We start from the raw sequence: 16162 nt of genomic DNA, 5'->3' as shown, positions 1-16162 counted from the left end.
TTCGTTGACTACTACACGGATCGACTGGCTTCGACGTAATAGGAGCCGTCCCTGTCCCGGGCCAGAGCGCCAGTACGCTGACCAACCTCAAGACCGTGCCGCAACAACCTGTCGATCTTCTCAGTCATACGGCGGTACCCGAGTAGTTCCAGGGTCGACCGCAGCAGATCCGACTCGCCCAGATCAGGGCGCGCCGCCAGTGCACTGTATGCCGCGTTCGCGATCTCCTCTGGCGCGATGTCCTCGAACGCACGATCCGAACTCAAGTTGGTGCGGCGGTATCCACGCCATGATTCCGCGTCGAGGTCGGGCGGCCAAACGAAGACGCCCGCCGCACTGTTGCGGAACAGTTCCGGTTGAGCCAAGGCGAGGACGGCCGCTCGGCGGTCGGCGTGCGCCTTGGTGAAGCCGTAGCGGGCCAGCACCAGCCGAGCCAGGCGCTGCTGTTCCACCGGTCCCTCGGCTTCGACCACCTGCTCGATCGCGGAGCGAACGGCGGCCCGGATGGCCGGGCTGCTGTCGATGAGATCGATGTCGCCGCGTTGCCCCAGCGGAGTCGGTGCGTAAGGTACAAAGTCTGAACAACCGGAACCCGAGACGACCAGTCCTACCGTGGATTTCTCATCCCAGGCCGGCATCAGTGGATCAGTACGGAACTCGGCCTCATCCGGAAGCGGGATCTCCGTTTCGTCCCGGCCTTCCTCCGGGTGTAGGAGGTACTCGGGCGAGGCGTGCACGACAGGACAGTCGCCCTCGGTAACGGCTCGTTCGACTGCGGCGGCTACCGCGTCGAGGACCCGCGAGCGATCACGGATCCAGGCGGGCAACCAGAATCGCACCACCTCCGGCCAGCCCATGATGGTGTTCAGAAGGGCTGGGGCGTCGTCCCGGTCTGCCACCGTGGGACGCAGGCCCCACTGCGGACCATCCAGCATCACCGCGACCTGCCAACGCGCGGCTCCCACGGCCCGGACGGCTATATCGACGGTGAAGTCGGACAACCCATGACAGGTAGTGACCTCGAATCCGCGTTGCTCGATAGCGGCGGACACCTCCTCCCGGATCCGATCGCGATTGTGGCGCCGGGTGCTGGAGAGGTCTCCGAGGGTCTCCACCCCAGCGGCTGCCATCTCGCAGTACGCCCGAAGATGATGGGTTCCCACCGACGAGGTCCGCGCCAGGTCGATGTCGGACGGGTCGAAGGAGGCGAAGAGGACGACCTGTCGGCGGGCACGGGTGATGGCGACGTTGAATCGTCGCTCGCCGCCGGATTGACTCAACGGGCCGAGGTTCAGGGGTAACCGGCCAGTTCCCGGATCAGTGGAGAAGGCGAGCGAGAACAGGATGACATCACGTTCGTCGCCTTGAACGTTCTCGAGGTTCTTGACGAAGATCGGTTCGGGCCGGCCATCAGACATTCTGTCACGGATCAACGGATCGGTGGTCTCCTCGAGCATGTTCAGAATCAGGTCGCGTTGCGGAAGGTTGAAGGTCACGACACCGATCGACGAGGCTCTGGTCGTAGGAGCACGCAACCGCCGGGAGATCTCCATGACGATCTCGCGCGCCTCGACATCGTTCGTCCGGCTGGCACCACGGTCGTAGCGGCCGTTCACTCTCCGCCACTGGACACCGGCGGTTTCGGCCACACCGGGCGAAGGCATGCTGGAGAGCTTGTTGTCGTAGTAGTAGCGGTTCGAGAAGGCGATCAATGACTCGTCGTGACTACGGTAGTGCCAGGTGAGCCAGCGCTGCGGCAGACCGGACTCCACCGCCTCACTCAGGATGCTGTCGAGGTCCTCGGGGATCGGTTCGTCCTCGGCGGTGTGTTCATCGTCGCCGCCCGAGGCCTGCATGATGGAGGTGGGCGGCATCTGCCGGGAATCACCGACGATGACAGCAGACCGGCCGCGGCCCATGGCTCCGATCGCCTCGGGCACCCTGATCTGCGACGCCTCGTCGAAGATCACGATGTCGAACCTGGCCGCGTCCGGTGCCAGAAAGGTGGCCGCGGAGGCCGGGCTGACCAGTACACAGGGTGTCAGTGTCAGGATGACCTCAGAGTTTGCGGTGAACAACTCCCGGAACGACTTCCCACCGCGCTTACGACGTAGCTCGGCGGCCAGATCCGCGACTCCGCCACGGCGTTCTCCCGGGTGGAACGGGCGCCGTTCCACAAGTAGCGACGGCAGATGGTCCGGCAGCGCAGCACGCAACTCGGCCGCGGTCTTCTGGAATTGTGAGATCTCGTTGTCGTGTACGTCCGGATCGAAGTAGTCGAGGTGCCCGGCTCGAAGCCGGCCGGTCAATGCGGTCGCGGCGACGCCACGCCGGTACGCGTCCTCGGCCGCATCCGCCGGGATCTCGGCGCGTAACAACTGATCACGGAACGCACCGAGACCCGCACGGGTCAACGGATCCGTGTTAGCCAGTACGGCCGCCCATCGTTGCGGCGCCAGTAGACCGTCGCGGCCCAGATCGGCCTGCCAGGTCGCCCCGTCCCGCTGCCAGGCCTCGAACCAGCCCGTCTCGCCGGCCCAGAACCCGAACTCCACCTGGCGGCTGTGAAGTGCTGCCCGCCATGCGGTCCAGGTGGTGAGCACGCACTCGAGGAGGCGTGCGATCTCCGGGCCCGAGTCGGCGACGAGGAGACTCCATACGTCCGGATGTTCCTGAGACAAGGCTCGGCCGATCACGACGTCCTGCCGGGCTGCCGACAGTTGCTCCGCCGCGTCAGAGGCCTCGACCGGCCAGTCCGATGGTAGGCGCAGCCCGTCGAGGACTCCGGCCCGCGTCCGCAACAAGCCGACCCGTTCCACTACCTGCAATAGTCGAGTGATGACCGGTACGACCTGGTCAGCCTCAACCGCCACGCCCGTCCGGGTGAGCGGTGTCAGATGATCCGCGACTCGCTGAAGCGCCTTACGTTTGCCGAGGAACCGCTTGGCCGCGCGATGAGCCTCGTCCAGCCACTCGGTGAGCTCAGGCGCCGACAACAGGCCGAGCTGGAAGTCCCGCAACTCGTCCTCGTGATCCCGGCGGAACTGCTGCAGATCCGCTCCCAGCTGAGCGACCTGACCATCCCAGCCGGGCTCGCGCGCTCGCTGGGTCGCCACGCGGTCCGGCAGCCGGCCCGCCGCCGTGAGCCGGGCGGCCGGTTGGAATGTGGTGAGCGCGCCGGGCTCGGCGAGACGCTTGATGCAGGCAGCGAGTTCCGGACGGCTCATCACATGAGCGCGGGCCTTCTCCAAGTCGCCGGCAATCGTGTGCAATGCAGTCTGGTCGAGACCGTCGACGCCACGCAGACCACTCAAGGCCCACGGATGGCCGTACCGCAACTGGGTCGACTGTGCCACAGCGACGAAATCCTCGAGGTTGCGCTCAACCCGTTCGCGATCCGGTGCGGCCACGTCCAGGAATCCGGCCGGGATCACCGCGGTGGGGCCTTCGCCGTATACGAGGACTGCCTCGAACGCGGACCACGCCGTCCAGCCCGCGCTGCTCCGGGTATGGAGCCGCTCCGGATATCGGGCAAGCGCCGACAGTTTGGCCCGGTAGGCGGATTCCACTGCGGTCCAGGTGGTCGCGTCACCGCGGTCGGCCTGCTCCAACGACTGATACAGCTGCTCGCGGATCGCATTCATCGACTGCGTCCGACCGTGCAGGTCGAGCGTGAATGGGGCAAGCCCGATTGACGCGAGCCGGCTCTTGACTACCTCCAGGGCAGCCTGCTTCTCCGCCACGAACAGCACCGACCGGCCGCGGGTGATAGCGGTGGCGATGAGGTTGGTGATCGTCTGGGACTTGCCCGTGCCAGGAGGTCCTTCGAGCACGAACGAGTAGCCGCGCTCGGCCGTGACGATGGCCTGCATCTGTGATCCGTCGGCCGGGATCGGGAGGTGCAGGCGGCTCTCGTCGACGGTGAGGTCGGCCGGGTCGCCGAGAGGGTCGTCGAAGGTCGCTCCGGTCGACTCCACCAGGTGACGGACGACCGGGTTGGCCATGAAGACCGGCCAGTGGTCTCGAAGGTCGCGCCAGAGCTGGACTGTGGAGAACTGCAGCAGGCGCAGGCTGGCGATCTCGTCGATGCGATAGTTCAGGCGGTTCAGGACCAGGTGCTCCCGGATCGCCGCCAGCGTCTTCGGGATGTCCAGCCCGTGTTCGTCGCGAATCGGGCGCTCCAGCTCGGCGATCTGCACACCGTGCCGGACCCGCAGCCATTCGACCAGGCACTGATTCGCCGACGCCACCTGTGAGCCGTCGACGACGAGGTGGTACGCAAGACGGCCGGTACCGCCCTCGATCCGAACCGGCAGAAGGAACAGTGGTGCGTGGGCCTCGCCTCCCCTGGCCTTGGGGTGAACCAGGGTGCCGATGGTCAGATAGAGATAGTTGCCACCGGTCTCCTGTTCCATCGTGCGGGCGTCACGCTGGAGTCCGCGCATGACGGTGCGATAGCGTTTCTCGTCCACTGCGCCGAAGATCCGGTGATCGTCTCGGAGCAACTGGGTGACCACATCTGCATCGAGATTCATCGCACGCCGCGCACCGGCCAGTTCATCGAGGTGACTGATCTGGTCCTGCGGCACGACCTCCAGGCGTTTGCCGGCGTGGATGAGGTCGTCGAGCAGAGCCAGACCTCCCGCAGCGACGTGCAGCCCGAGTCCTTTGCCCCGTGTCGGCAGACTCAGTAGCGGGTTGCGGAGGCTGAGGTCGAGCAGTGCCCTCTTCCACTGCTGGATACGCAGCGGAGAGTCGTCCTGTTCCTCAGGCAACTCCTCATCGGCGGCGCGGTCCTCGACCCACACACGGGCGGCACCGGGCGGGAGTTCGATCGACCCCTGGCCGGATGGGACGGCGCCGGCCTCCGGTATCTGCGGTGATGACATCGATTCCCGGGACGGTAGGGGACGCACCCCGTTGCGATGGGCCTGATGGATGTCGACGACACCATGTAATGCGGATCGACCGTCACGGAAGTGTCCGAGGCCGGCCTGCACCGCCGCCGGAAAATCCAGCGAGTTCGTCCCGGGCCCGACCGCGGTCAGCTCGACCGGAACGGCCCGGCCGGATTCGACCATCGAGATGAGTAGATTGGCCTCGGTTATCACGGCCGTCGGCAGATGGCCCTCGACCGTCAGGAAGCCGGCAATCGCATGACCGTCGAGCAGCCATATCAGCGGCCGCAGACCTGCCTGTTCGAGGCAGGCGGCGTACGTGACGGAGAGGTCGACACAGTTACCCAGACGGCCTTCCAGGACTGCTGCCGTGGTCCGGATCTTCTGGCCGCTTTTCTCGAACGAGGCGGCTGACTGTCGGTAGTGGATTCCCGATTGCCGGAGCGCTTCGTAGATCGCGCCCGCGATGTTGGCGGCCCGGCCAGGCCCACTCTGATACCCGTCCATCGAGCCCGAGCCGGTGGTGTCGACCATGATCTGCGCCGCGGTGCGGAGAACCGCGTCGACCGCGGCCGTGTTGGGCTGCACGAAGGCAGCCAGCGTGTCGAACAGCAGCGGACTGTTGAACCACTCGTCGTGGGCGAGGACTAGAGACGGTATCGATGCCAGGAGATCCGGATGCCCCCGGCGTGCGACGGTGAGCCGGTATTCGACTGGGAAGGCCTCGTTCGTGCCGCGGAGCACAGCAACGTCCGGCCCGAAGGAGGTGAAGTCACCCCAGGTCTTCCATCCACGCATCGTGGGAACGCCGTCGCGCCAGGGCTCGCAGAGCGCTCCGTCCGGGCCGTCGATCGCCAGACTCACTTCGAGCCCTTCGATCGCATCCGGTCCCCGGTTGTCGATCCTCAGCCGCCTCACCGGTGGAACCCGGTTGTGAACAAGCGCCAGGTTGATAGCGGGCTGTAGGTGTAGTTGCACCTTCAGCCAGTGGGCTTCCAGCTTCACCGGCTCGAAGACGTCACTGTTCACGCCGATTCCTCTCGCCGACCCGACCGGCACGACAGACTCACCCAGCGTGACCCAACTCGGAGGTCGCCGAAGCGATATCGGTGTTGCCCGGCCGCTGATTTCGCCAACTGGGGCCTGCGTCAGGGGCCTGCACCTACAGTCTTTTTCGTGAGTCCGATTCACATCGGGGACGATGTCCTGGAACGGAAGATCCTCGAGCCGGATCCCGGTGTCGTGAAGAGCCTGGGCACCCACCACACCGTGGAATCGGCCATCGCGGACCTCATCGACAACAGCATCGACGCGGGCGCAAGCCGGGTTCTGGTCCGCTTCGACACCGACCACGGGCAACCCGTCGGCCTGCGTATCGTCGATGACGGCCAAGGGCTGGACGGCCCGCAGGCGGACGAGGCGATGCGCCTCGGCCGACAACGCGCATACAGCGACCGCGATCAGGGTCACTTCGGCATCGGACTGAAGGCGGCGTCGTTCAGCCACGCCGACACGCTGACCCTGACCACCCGCCCGGCATCCGGGGAGACACACTGCCGCAGGCTCCGCCGCAACGACGTGCAGCGGGACTACGGCTGCGACGTGATCGCCCCCGGCACGGTCCGGCACGAACTCGATGTGCTGCTGGAACGCATCAGCGGCACCACCGGAACCCTCGTGCACTGGACCGACACCAGATTTCCGCAGACCTCACACGCCGGGCTCACCCACTGGTTGGAGGAGACCAAGACCCGCCTTCGCCTGCACCTGGGCCTGGTCTACCACCGATTGCTCGACGATCGCCGACTACGGATCGATCTGGAAGTGTTCGACCTCCTACGGGGGCGGGCCGGCATCCCGGAGCCGATCACACCGATCGACCCGTTCGGGCATCGTGCCACCGCCGTCGACGGTTACCCGAGGAAGTTGACCGCCGTTGTCGGGCAACGTGCCGTGGAACTGTCCTGCTACATCCTCCCTCCGAAGTTGAGCGGTCCCGAGTTTCGTCTCTACGGCCGGGAGGGCGCCGAGTTCCAGGGCTTCTTCCTCTATCGCAATGATCGTCTGCTTCAGGCGGGCGGCTGGAACCACGTGACCGCCAGCGGCAAGGACCGCGCCCTGGCACGGGTGATGATCGACGATTTTGCCGCAGTATCCGACCTGGTCCGGCTAAACCCGGAGAAGAGTGGAGTCCTGTTCACCCACGAGTTTCAGGCGGCCCTCGTACACGCGGCAGCCGCTCATAACGGCGAACAGACCACCTTCACCGACTATCTGACGCATGCCGAGTCGGTCCTCACCGAGTCCCGGCGCCGACACCACCGCCGCCGGCCGATCGCCGAGCCGTCCAAGGGCCTGCACGAGGACGTCCGGCGCGTCATCCGCGCCGAGGTGCCGCTGCGCACCGAGGAAGGGCCGGTCGAGATCCGCTGGAAGGCGATGGCCACAGAGAAGTTCTTCGAACTCGACCGCGTGGAGCGGGTGATAAACCTTAACAAGCACTACCGGACGGCACTGAACGGCGGGAACACCGGGATGAGCGACGCGCCGCTGGTGAAGACGCTGATGTTCCTGCTGACCGAGGACCACTTCAAGGGCAGCGTATGGGGGCCGCGGGACAAGGACCTCCTGGAGATGTGGTCGGCGGTTCTATCCGCCGCCATCCGGGCCGAGTCCCAGTACCGCGACAACGGATCCCGATGACCGTCACGGCCCGCGACCGGCACCTCTCCCGCGACGGGCTCGGCGACTACCTGACCGGCGTTCCGGCAACCATCGCGATTCCCGGCGAGCCAGCGTGCCGGATCGAGTTCGACCCGCTGTTGCACGAGATCGCGCTACGCACACCGCATGACGGCGCTGACGCTCCCGACACCGGCCAGTACGAGAACGTCCGGACCGGCATCGTCGACGACGCCAGCACACCCTGGGCTGAGATCGTGGTGCGATACACCGACAACGAATACGAGGCATACCTCCTGGTCAGCGACATCGCCGACCTGATCCAGCAGGACGGCCTGTCGTTCCCGGCTGCCGTACACGCCGCGCTGTCCACTCTCGGCGAGTTGCTGGCACGGGTCGGCGCTCTGTCCGCCGAGAAGCAGGCTGGTCTCTACGGCGAGATGATCTTCCTGGAGGCATGCATCCGGCAACTCGGTCCGGCTGCCGCCGTCGAGGCATGGAAAGGGTATGCCGCGAACGAGCACGACTTCGTCTTCGCCGATTTCACCTGCGAGATCAAGACCACCCGTACCGAACGCCGCAAGCACACCATCAGCGGCCTGGACCAGCTCGCCCCCGTTCCGGGCGCACCGTTGTGGTTGATCTCCGTGCAACTCACCCCAGCAACCAGCGTCAGCGGCCGTAGCCTGGCACAGTTGGTCGACGACGTGCAGGACGCAGCGGGCCCCTCCGCTCCTTCCCTGGATCAGGCGCTCGGCATGGCGGGCTGGCGCGAGCGAGACCGCCCCCTCTACCGCGAGCCTTGGCGCCTGCGAACCATTCCCGCCGCGTACTCGGTGACCGACGATTTCCCGTCACTCAACCGCCAGATGATCGAAAGCGCCTGCCCACGTCCCGAACTGATCGTCGGCGCGACCTACACGGTCGATTTGACGAGCCTGACTCCGGAAACGCCACCACCGCCGGCGGACGCCTTCATCATGGGAGGAAGTCATGACTGACCTGAACTCTGCTCTCCTGTTCGCGGTTGGCGGCCTTCGCATGTCCGGGCCGATGCCCCTGCTCGGGGCTATGAACGGCTTACGGGGACAGAATGCGCCGCTTACCACCGAGGAACTGTTCGACTTCCTCGACGCGCACAATCAGCAGGACAACAAGGCCGTACGCGAACTCGCGATCACATTGGCCGAGTGGGATTTCGCAAGGAACCCGCCCTGGGATCAACCGGCCACGACAGATCCCCGGACCGTACAACGTCGCCGCCGCATGTACGACCTGCTCGACCTTTCACAGCCCGTGGTGGACCGGCTCGACCACATCGCACCGGTCTCGGTCATGCGCCCGACAGTGATCAGCGAAAAATGGAACTCCTGGTACGACGAGGATCGGCGGAGTCAGTGGTCGTTCTACTGGCCTCACTACCGTGACTACCTGCTCCACAAGCGGGGCTGGTCGGCCGACTCGGTGGCCGCTCTCGACCAGGCGACGACCGACGTGGTCGGCCGTATCTCGGACCCGGCATCCGAGCATCAGTACCAGAGCAAGGGCCTGGTCGTGGGTTACGTACAGAGCGGCAAGACCGCCAACTTCACCGGGGTGATCGCCAAAGCGATCGACGCCGGCTACCGGCTCATCATCGTGATGACCGGAACGATCGAACTCCTGCGATCGCAGACTCAGCGACGCCTGGACCGAGAGCTGGTCGGCCGGGAGAACCTGGTCCGCGGCATCAAGAGCGAAGCGTCGACTGATTTCGACTACGCCGGTGACGAGGACTGGCTCAACAAGAACTTCGTGGAACACGGCGAAGACTTCGAGACCAAGGGCTACCCAGTCATCAAACGGCTGACCTTGCTCAATGACGACTACATGCGACTCAAACACGGTCTGACCAGCATGGAGTTGCACCGCAGCGATCCCGGTAAGCCGTTCTACGACCCGGCGAATCTGAAGACCGCCGACGTACGCCTCGTCGTGGTGAAGAAGAACGACAAGGTGCTGCAGAAGCTGGCCGACGACCTCGCGCCACTCAAGCAGAGCCTCAACGAACTTCCCGCCCTGATCATCGACGACGAGTCGGATCTGGCCTCGATCAACACCAAGAACCCTAGGAAGAGCCCGGAGCGAACAGCGATCAACAAGGCCATCACCGGTCTCCTCGCCCGTCTGCCTCGCGCCCAGCTCGTGATGTACACGGCTACGCCCTTCGCCAACTTCTTCGTCGATCCCGAGGACGCCAGCGACATCTACCCGAAGAACTTCGTCATCGCGCTCGACCGCCCGGCGAACTACATGGGTGCCGCCGATTTCCACGACGTCGATTGGAACAGCGAGGACAAGAAGACCGACCCGGCCACGTCCAATGAGCTCGCTTACATCCGGCGGGTCGGACCTCCGCCGGACGACGACTCGACGAGCTCCGACGGCGAGCGCCGCCAAGAGATCCGCGACGCAGTCGACTCGTTTCTGCTGTCCGGAGCCATCAAGGTGTACCGCGAACAGCACCACTCGGTGCGCTTCCGCCACCACACAATGATGATCCACGAAGCAACTAAGACCGCGGATCACAGCAAGATGGCCAAGCTGGTACGCGAGGTGTGGAAAGAGGCGTCATTCAGCTCGCCGGACGCACTCGACCGGCTGCAGCATCTATGGAACAAGGACTTCGAACCCGTTTGCCGGGCGCGGGCCGGCGATTACCCAGTCCCGGACTCCTTCGAGGACCTGATCGAACCGCTCGGGGAGGCACTTCGCCGGATCACCACGGTGGGTGACGCGGTAATAGTCGTGAACAGCGACGCCGAGGCCGAGCAGTACGCGCTCGACTTCGACCGGGACAAAGTATGGCGGATCCTAATCGGCGGAGCGAAACTCAGCCGTGGCTTCACCGTCGAGGGACTGACTGTCTCCTTCTATACCCGCAAGGCACTACAAGGCGACACCATGATGCAGGCGGGCCGTTGGTTCGGCTTCCGCCCCGGCTACCGCGATCTGGTCAGGTTGTTCATCCGGCGCGACCCTGCCGATGCTAAACAGCGCATGGACCTGTACGAGGCGTTCGAGGGACTCATGCGGGACGAGATGGCCTTCCGCGAGAGACTCCGCGAATATGAGGACATCCTCGAACCGTGGCAGGTACCGCCGATCGTCAGCCAGCACCTTCCGTATCTTCGACCCACCGCCCCGAACAAGATGTTCAACGCAGTCGTCAACACGATGGGCGACTCCGGCCGTCTCAAGGACTATTACGGCCCGGCAGACAAGGAACCCGGCCGTCGAGCAAACTACGATGCGTTGCTCCCGATCCTCACCGCCGCGCAAACGGAAGCGAAGTTCGTGTCGGCTCGAAGCCGACACGAGCTAGAGCACCGGTCGTACTTCACGGCACGAGTCGGGATAGTCGACGGTGACACCTTCATTAATGCTCTGACGGCGTTGTGCTGGCATACCGACGCCCACGAGGTTGTCGATCCCGTCATCAACTTCTACCGTGACAAAGTCAAACGAGGGCAGATCGAAGACATGCTGGTGGTCTGGCCGATCCTGACCAATGGCGTGAACTGTCAACTCCCGGACCTCGGTGAACGGCAGATCATCACCCGCAAACGCCGCTTGACCCGCTACGACTTTCCCGGTAGCGACCCGAAACACCGCGATGCACTGGAACGCATCTCCGGCAAAGACACCAGGATCGATGACCCCGCTGCCAACCAGTGGCGTCACCCTCGCGGCCACCGCGGCGCTCTCCTGGTCTATGTAACCACCGAGCCGGTGGAAGCCGCTCACACCGGCATCCTCGATCCCGCCGATATCGTCGTCCTGACCTCACTGGTCGCACCGATTACCGCCACACCCGACGGCAAGCCCTTCATCGAGTGGACGGTCAAGGGCAAGGCCGGGGAGGCCACGGTAGATAAGCCGGCCAAGAAGAACTGAAGGCTGCTGCGGTATCGGTAGCGACTCTCAAGGCGGGCGATGGTTTGATCAGCGGATGCCGCATGGTTCGTTGCTGGGGGAACTGATCGGGCGTTATCTGCCGCCTGCCACCGAGGCGTGTCCTACGTTTGTCGGGAACTCCCGGTTCGAGCCGATCATCGACGGGGTCACCTACTTCACCGAGCTTGCCGGGCACATTGCGGCGCTTCAGCCCGGGGACGCCGTCTACATCGCCGGGTATCAAGCCGATCCGCACCTTGACCTCAGTGGGCGGATCGCCGGGGAGGACGGGTATCGGCCGTTCACCGACGTGCTCGCCGAGAAAGCCGCGGACGGTGCTGACGTTCGGATCGTGCTGAGCGCTGCGGAGATCTCCGGCGGGGTTCCCTGGCTGCCGTTCGGGCCGTTTCGGGCCAACAGTCTTGCAGCTCGTGTCCTGCGCGCCTGGCAACCCTCCACCCGGGACTCCGCCGGATCTCCGCTTGCTGACCGGGTGCTGCTGGACTGGTCGGGGCCGGTGATCGGGTCCAATCACCAGAAGCTCGTCGTGTTCCGCCACGGTGGGGTGCTCACCGCGTACGTCGGCGGACTGGATCTTTCGCCTTCTCGTTTTGACCACTCTCCGCATCGGCGGCTGCGGCTCGGGTTTCACCGGTGGGGGTGGCATGATGCGGCGGCTCGGTTGCACGGGCCAGCCGCCGTGCGGGTCTGGGAGACGTTCCGGTTCCGGTGGCAGAACACCGCCGCGCTGCCGCCCCGGATCGTCACCCGGAACCTGTCCGGCGGTGAGCGTGCGGTAATCAACCCACTGGACGCGCCGCGGGACCTGCCATCGGTGCCGGAACAACCTGAGCACCCCGTGGCAGAAATCGCGGTGCAGGTGGTCCGGTCGTACCGGCCGTGGATGCTCTACCGGCATCCGGGGCTGCGCCGGATGCGCCGGGCGAACGTGGTTCGGGCCGGTATCCAGGAGATCTACCACGCGATGGCCACCGCGATCGGGGCCGCCGAACGCTACATCTACCTCGAGGATCAGTACTTCCACGAGGCCCCGGGCGGCGACCCCCGGTTCCAGCTGTACGGCGCCCTGCGAGCCGCGGCCTGTCGCGGGGTCAAGGTGATCCTGGTCGGTTCCGGTCGCCGGGATCCGGCTGACGGCGGGGACAGCGCGGTACGTCCGGTCGTCACGCACGATCTGCGGCGCCGGGTGCTGGACAAGCTGCCGGCCGGCGCCCGCCGCAACGTGGTGATGTACCGGGTCGACAACCTGACCGTGCACACCAAGCTGATGCTGGTCGACGACGTGTTCGCCTGCATCGGCTCGGCCAACTTCTTCAGCCGCTCGATGGCCGGCACCGACAGCGAGATCACCTCCACCGTCGTCACCACCGGCGATCTGGTCCGTGACCTGCGGGTCCGGTTGTGGGCCGAGCATCTGCGTACCACCCTGGACGAGCGGCTCACCCCGGCCCTGACCGATCTGGATCTCGCCCTGGGCATCTGGCGGCGTGAGTGGCTGCCGCCCGGGCACCCGCCGGAGACCTGGCGACGACCGGATCTGCCGGCGGGTTTCGCCCCGGAGGAGTGGGCGCTGACCCCGGCCCGCTACTCCCCCGCCGTACTGCGCCGGGAACGTCGTTAGAAGACCGCGAGTGGATTGACTGGCAGGCCGGTGGTGCCGGCGATCCGGGGCGCCGCCAGCACGAACTGGAACGTCCAGCGGTCCAGTCGCTCGCAGGTGGCGGCCAGGTCCTCCAGCGCCGGGGCGTCGATCAGCGGGATCGCCAGTTTGCCCAGGCCGAGCCGGTGCAGGGCGCCCGGGAACTCCCCCGGCAGGGGTGGCATCGCGTCGCCGACGTCACCGGCGTACACGGAGATGCCTTTGTCGTGCATCCATTGGACGGCGCTCGCGGTCATGCCGGGCAGCGGTGGTTCCGCGGTCGCCCGGTCCCAGCCGCCGCGCACCGTCAGCGCGTCACCGGGCAGTACCTCGATCCCGGCGCGGGCCGCCGCCTCGTCCAGATCGTTTCCGGTCACTGCTGTTGCCGGGGCGAGGCGGCCGCCGGGTACCAGGTCGAGCAGCACGCCGCGAGTGAGGATGCCGTTGCCGTAGACGTCGGCGGCGCCGTGCCGGACCCCGGTCGGGCCGGAACTGTCCGCGACGTCGACCCCGGGGTAGACCCGGCCGCCCTCGACCCAGTGGCCGAGACCGTCCAGATGGGTCACCTCCGGATGGTGGGTGGTCATCACCATCACCTCGCCCATCGCAGGCGCGCCGAACCCGGTGAACTGCATGATCGTCTGTACGGCGGTGGTCGGCGCGGTGGCCTGCGCCATCGGGCCGCCGGTCAGCGGAAACGGTGTGGTGACCCGGGCCAGCGACACCGTCCACCCGGTACGCGCCTCGGCGGCCCCGCGGGCCCGTGCCTCGTCGGTGATCAGGTTGACCGCGCCGAGCTGGTCGGTGTCGCCCCAGCGGCCCCAGTTGTCCGGAAAATCTGTCATGCCATGGATGGTCGTCGCGGTACGGCCCGGTGGACAGCCCACGCGGTGCCCATCCGGTGCCCATTAGGGTTCGGGCGTGACATCGCTTCGGGAGACACTGCGCGCGATCCGGCGGCGTTCGTTCACCGGGCGCGCGGCTGAGGTCGCGATGTTCCGGGCGGCACTCGGCGCGCCCGGGGCGCGGTTACACAACCCTGGCGCGCCCGGGATGCTGTCGCACAAGCCCGGTGAGGCCGGGGTGCTGTTCGTGCACGGGCCGGGCGGGGTCGGCAAGAGCGCGCTGCTCGACGTGTTCGCCGAGGTCGCCGCCGAGCAGGGCGCGGACGTGACCCGGGCCGATGCCCGGCATCTGGCCCACGTGCCGCAGATGCTGCCGACGCCGGCCGCCGGGGTGCTGCTGATCGACACCTATGAACTGCTGGAACCGGTCGACGACTGGATCCGCGAGCAGTATCTGCCGTCGCTGCCGGGCGACTGCCTGGTGGTGATCGCCGGGCGGCAACCGCCGGGACCGGCCTGGCGTGCCGATCCGGCCTGGCGGGCGCTGACCCGGGTGGTGACGCTGGGCAACCTGCCGGACGACGACGGCCGGGCCTACCTGGGCGCGCAGGGTGTGCCGGCGACGGCGCACGAGCGGCTGCTGATGATCAGTCGCGGTCACCCGCTGACCCTGTCGATGATCGTCGACGCGGTCCGGCGCGGCACTGTCCCGGACACGCTGGGTGATCTGCCCGATGTGGTGGGTGTGCTGCTCGGCCGGATGATCGACGAAGCGCCGAGCCCACGGCACCGGGCCGCTCTGGAGATGTGCGCGCAGATGCCGGTGACCACCGAGGATCTGCTGCGCCCGGTGGTCGGCGGGGACGCCGGGGACGTTTTCGCCTGGTTGCGGGCGCGGCCGTTCGTCGACGAGAGCCCGTACGGGCTGTACCCGCACGACGTGGTCCGCGACGCCCTCAACGCCGATCTGCGCTGGCGGGATCCGGACCGGTTCGCCGAGCTGTACCGGCGCAAACTCCACGCGGTGCGGGACCGGATCCTGGCCACCCCCGGCGAACAGGACCGGATGCAGCTGGTGGTGCTGGCGGTCGTTCTCAACGGGGCGCGGTCGCCGTTGACCGCGCTGCGCTCGCTGCCACCGGTGATGGGCATCTGGCCGGACCGCCCGGCCGACGGCGACCGGGCCGCGATCGTCGGCATGACCCGCCGATGGCAGGGCGACCGGCAGGCCGAGCTGTGCGCGTACTGGCTGGATCGCCGCCCGCAGGGTTTCCGGGTCTTCCGGACCGCCGACGGTGCGGTGCGGGGCTTCGCCGCCCGCCTCGACCTGACCGAAAGTGATCTGGGGGTGGATCCAGGAGCCGACACCCTTTTCGGGTACGCGTCCAAAAACGGTCCACCGCGGCCGGGCGAGCGGGTGCGGGCATGGCGTTTTTTCGTCGACGCCGAGTGCGGGCAGGGCCCGTCGCCGTCACTGACGTTGTTCATGGCCTGCCAGATGCTGGACATCATGCTGATCGACGACGACACGGCGTGGACGCTGGTCGGCGCGTTCCAGGACGCGGAACTGTGGACCCCGGTGATGGAACTGCTGGACTTCTGGACGGCCGGCGACTACGAGGTCGGCGGGGTGACGTATCCGGTGTTCGCCCACGACTGGCGCCGCACCGGTTTCGCCGAGATGGTGGCCCTGTTGCACGCCCGGCAGCTCGGCGCCCCGGTCCGCCCCGCCAACGCTGATCACGGCGAGCCGATCCTGTCCGAAAGTGATTTCGCCGCCGCGGTCCGGTCGGCGCTACGCGACCTGCACGCCCCGGAGGTTCTGCGCCACAACCCGCTGACCCGGTCCCGCCTGGTCCGGCAGCGGTCCGGCACCACCCCGGCCGAGGCGTTGCGGGAGTTGCTCGGCGAGGCCGCGGCGACGCTCTCCCCGGAGCTGCACGAACTGGTCGAGCGCACGTTCCTGCGCCCGGCGGCCACCCAGGAACGGGTCGCCGCCACCCTGCATCTGTCCTTCAACACCTACCGCCGCCACCGCGACAAGGCCGTCACCCGGATCGCCTCCTGGCTGTGGGACCAGGAACGACTCAGTGTCCATCACCGCCCACAAGATTGAGGATCGCGAGGAGAAGGTCGTCACC

7 protein-coding genes are annotated in these 16162 nt (G+C 66.6%); 5 read left to right on the top strand and 2 right to left on the bottom strand.

The features are described from left to right. Window positions 1–11: 11 nt before the first annotated feature. Window positions 12–5927: an anti-phage protein ProA gene (gene proA, locus Aco03nite_RS16295; protein ID WP_203796023.1), complete on the bottom strand. Its 5916-nt coding sequence runs from the start codon at window positions 5925–5927 to the stop codon at window positions 12–14. A 147-nt stretch (window positions 5928–6074) separates the two neighbouring features. Here proA and Aco03nite_RS16290 point away from each other — a divergent pair, with 147 nt between their 5' ends. The 4 genes from Aco03nite_RS16290 to Aco03nite_RS16275 are packed head-to-tail and all read left to right on the top strand — an operon-like array spanning window position 6075 to window position 13158. After that, entirely contained in the window at window positions 6075–7601 is a 1527-nt protein-coding gene (locus Aco03nite_RS16290; RefSeq protein ID WP_203796021.1) for an ATP-binding protein, read from the top strand. Then, on the top strand, window positions 7598–8581 hold the full coding sequence (locus Aco03nite_RS16285) for a PD-(D/E)XK motif protein (RefSeq protein WP_203796019.1): 984 nt from the start codon (window positions 7598–7600) through the stop codon (window positions 8579–8581). Before Aco03nite_RS16290 ends, Aco03nite_RS16285 begins: the two co-directional genes overlap by 4 nt. Next, window positions 8574–11516, top strand: coding sequence for a Z1 domain-containing protein (locus Aco03nite_RS16280; RefSeq protein ID WP_203796018.1), 2943 nt, complete (start codon window positions 8574–8576; stop codon window positions 11514–11516). Before Aco03nite_RS16285 ends, Aco03nite_RS16280 begins: the two co-directional genes overlap by 8 nt. A 55-nt stretch (window positions 11517–11571) precedes the next feature. Next, on the top strand, window positions 11572–13158 hold the full coding sequence (locus Aco03nite_RS16275; protein WP_203796016.1) for a phospholipase D-like domain-containing protein: 1587 nt from the start codon (window positions 11572–11574) through the stop codon (window positions 13156–13158). On the opposite strand, the gene Aco03nite_RS16270 is transcribed toward Aco03nite_RS16275, so the two are convergent. Beyond that, window positions 13155–14021, bottom strand: coding sequence for a cyclase family protein (locus tag Aco03nite_RS16270; protein ID WP_203796014.1), 867 nt, complete (start codon window positions 14019–14021; stop codon window positions 13155–13157). The two genes, Aco03nite_RS16275 and Aco03nite_RS16270, sit on opposite strands and share 4 nt — an antisense overlap. A 76-nt stretch (window positions 14022–14097) precedes the next feature. Here Aco03nite_RS16270 and Aco03nite_RS16265 point away from each other — a divergent pair, with 76 nt between their 5' ends. Continuing rightward, a complete protein-coding gene (locus Aco03nite_RS16265) occupies window positions 14098–16137 on the top strand; it encodes an ATP-binding protein (RefSeq protein WP_203796013.1) in 2040 nt (679 codons plus the stop codon). Window positions 16138–16162 lie beyond the last annotated feature (25 nt).

It is taken from the genome of Actinoplanes couchii, from assembly GCF_016862075.1.
GTDB classification, from domain to species: domain Bacteria; phylum Actinomycetota; class Actinomycetes; order Mycobacteriales; family Micromonosporaceae; genus Actinoplanes; species Actinoplanes couchii.
Note: the sequence above shows the minus strand (reverse complement) of the source record. Positions and strands in the feature narration are given on the sequence as shown.

Excerpts from the sequence above, each read along its gene's own strand:
- Aco03nite_RS16275 (WP_203796016.1), top strand. The coding sequence starts at position 11,572 with ATGCCGCATGGTTCGTTGCTGGGGGAACTGATCGGGCGTTATCTGCCG.
- Aco03nite_RS16270 (WP_203796014.1), bottom strand. The coding sequence starts at position 14,021 with ATGACAGATTTTCCGGACAACTGGGGCCGCTGGGGCGACACCGACCAG.
- Aco03nite_RS16280 (WP_203796018.1), top strand. The coding sequence starts at position 8,574 with ATGACTGACCTGAACTCTGCTCTCCTGTTCGCGGTTGGCGGCCTTCGC.
- Aco03nite_RS16285 (WP_203796019.1), top strand. The coding sequence starts at position 7,598 with ATGACCGTCACGGCCCGCGACCGGCACCTCTCCCGCGACGGGCTCGGC.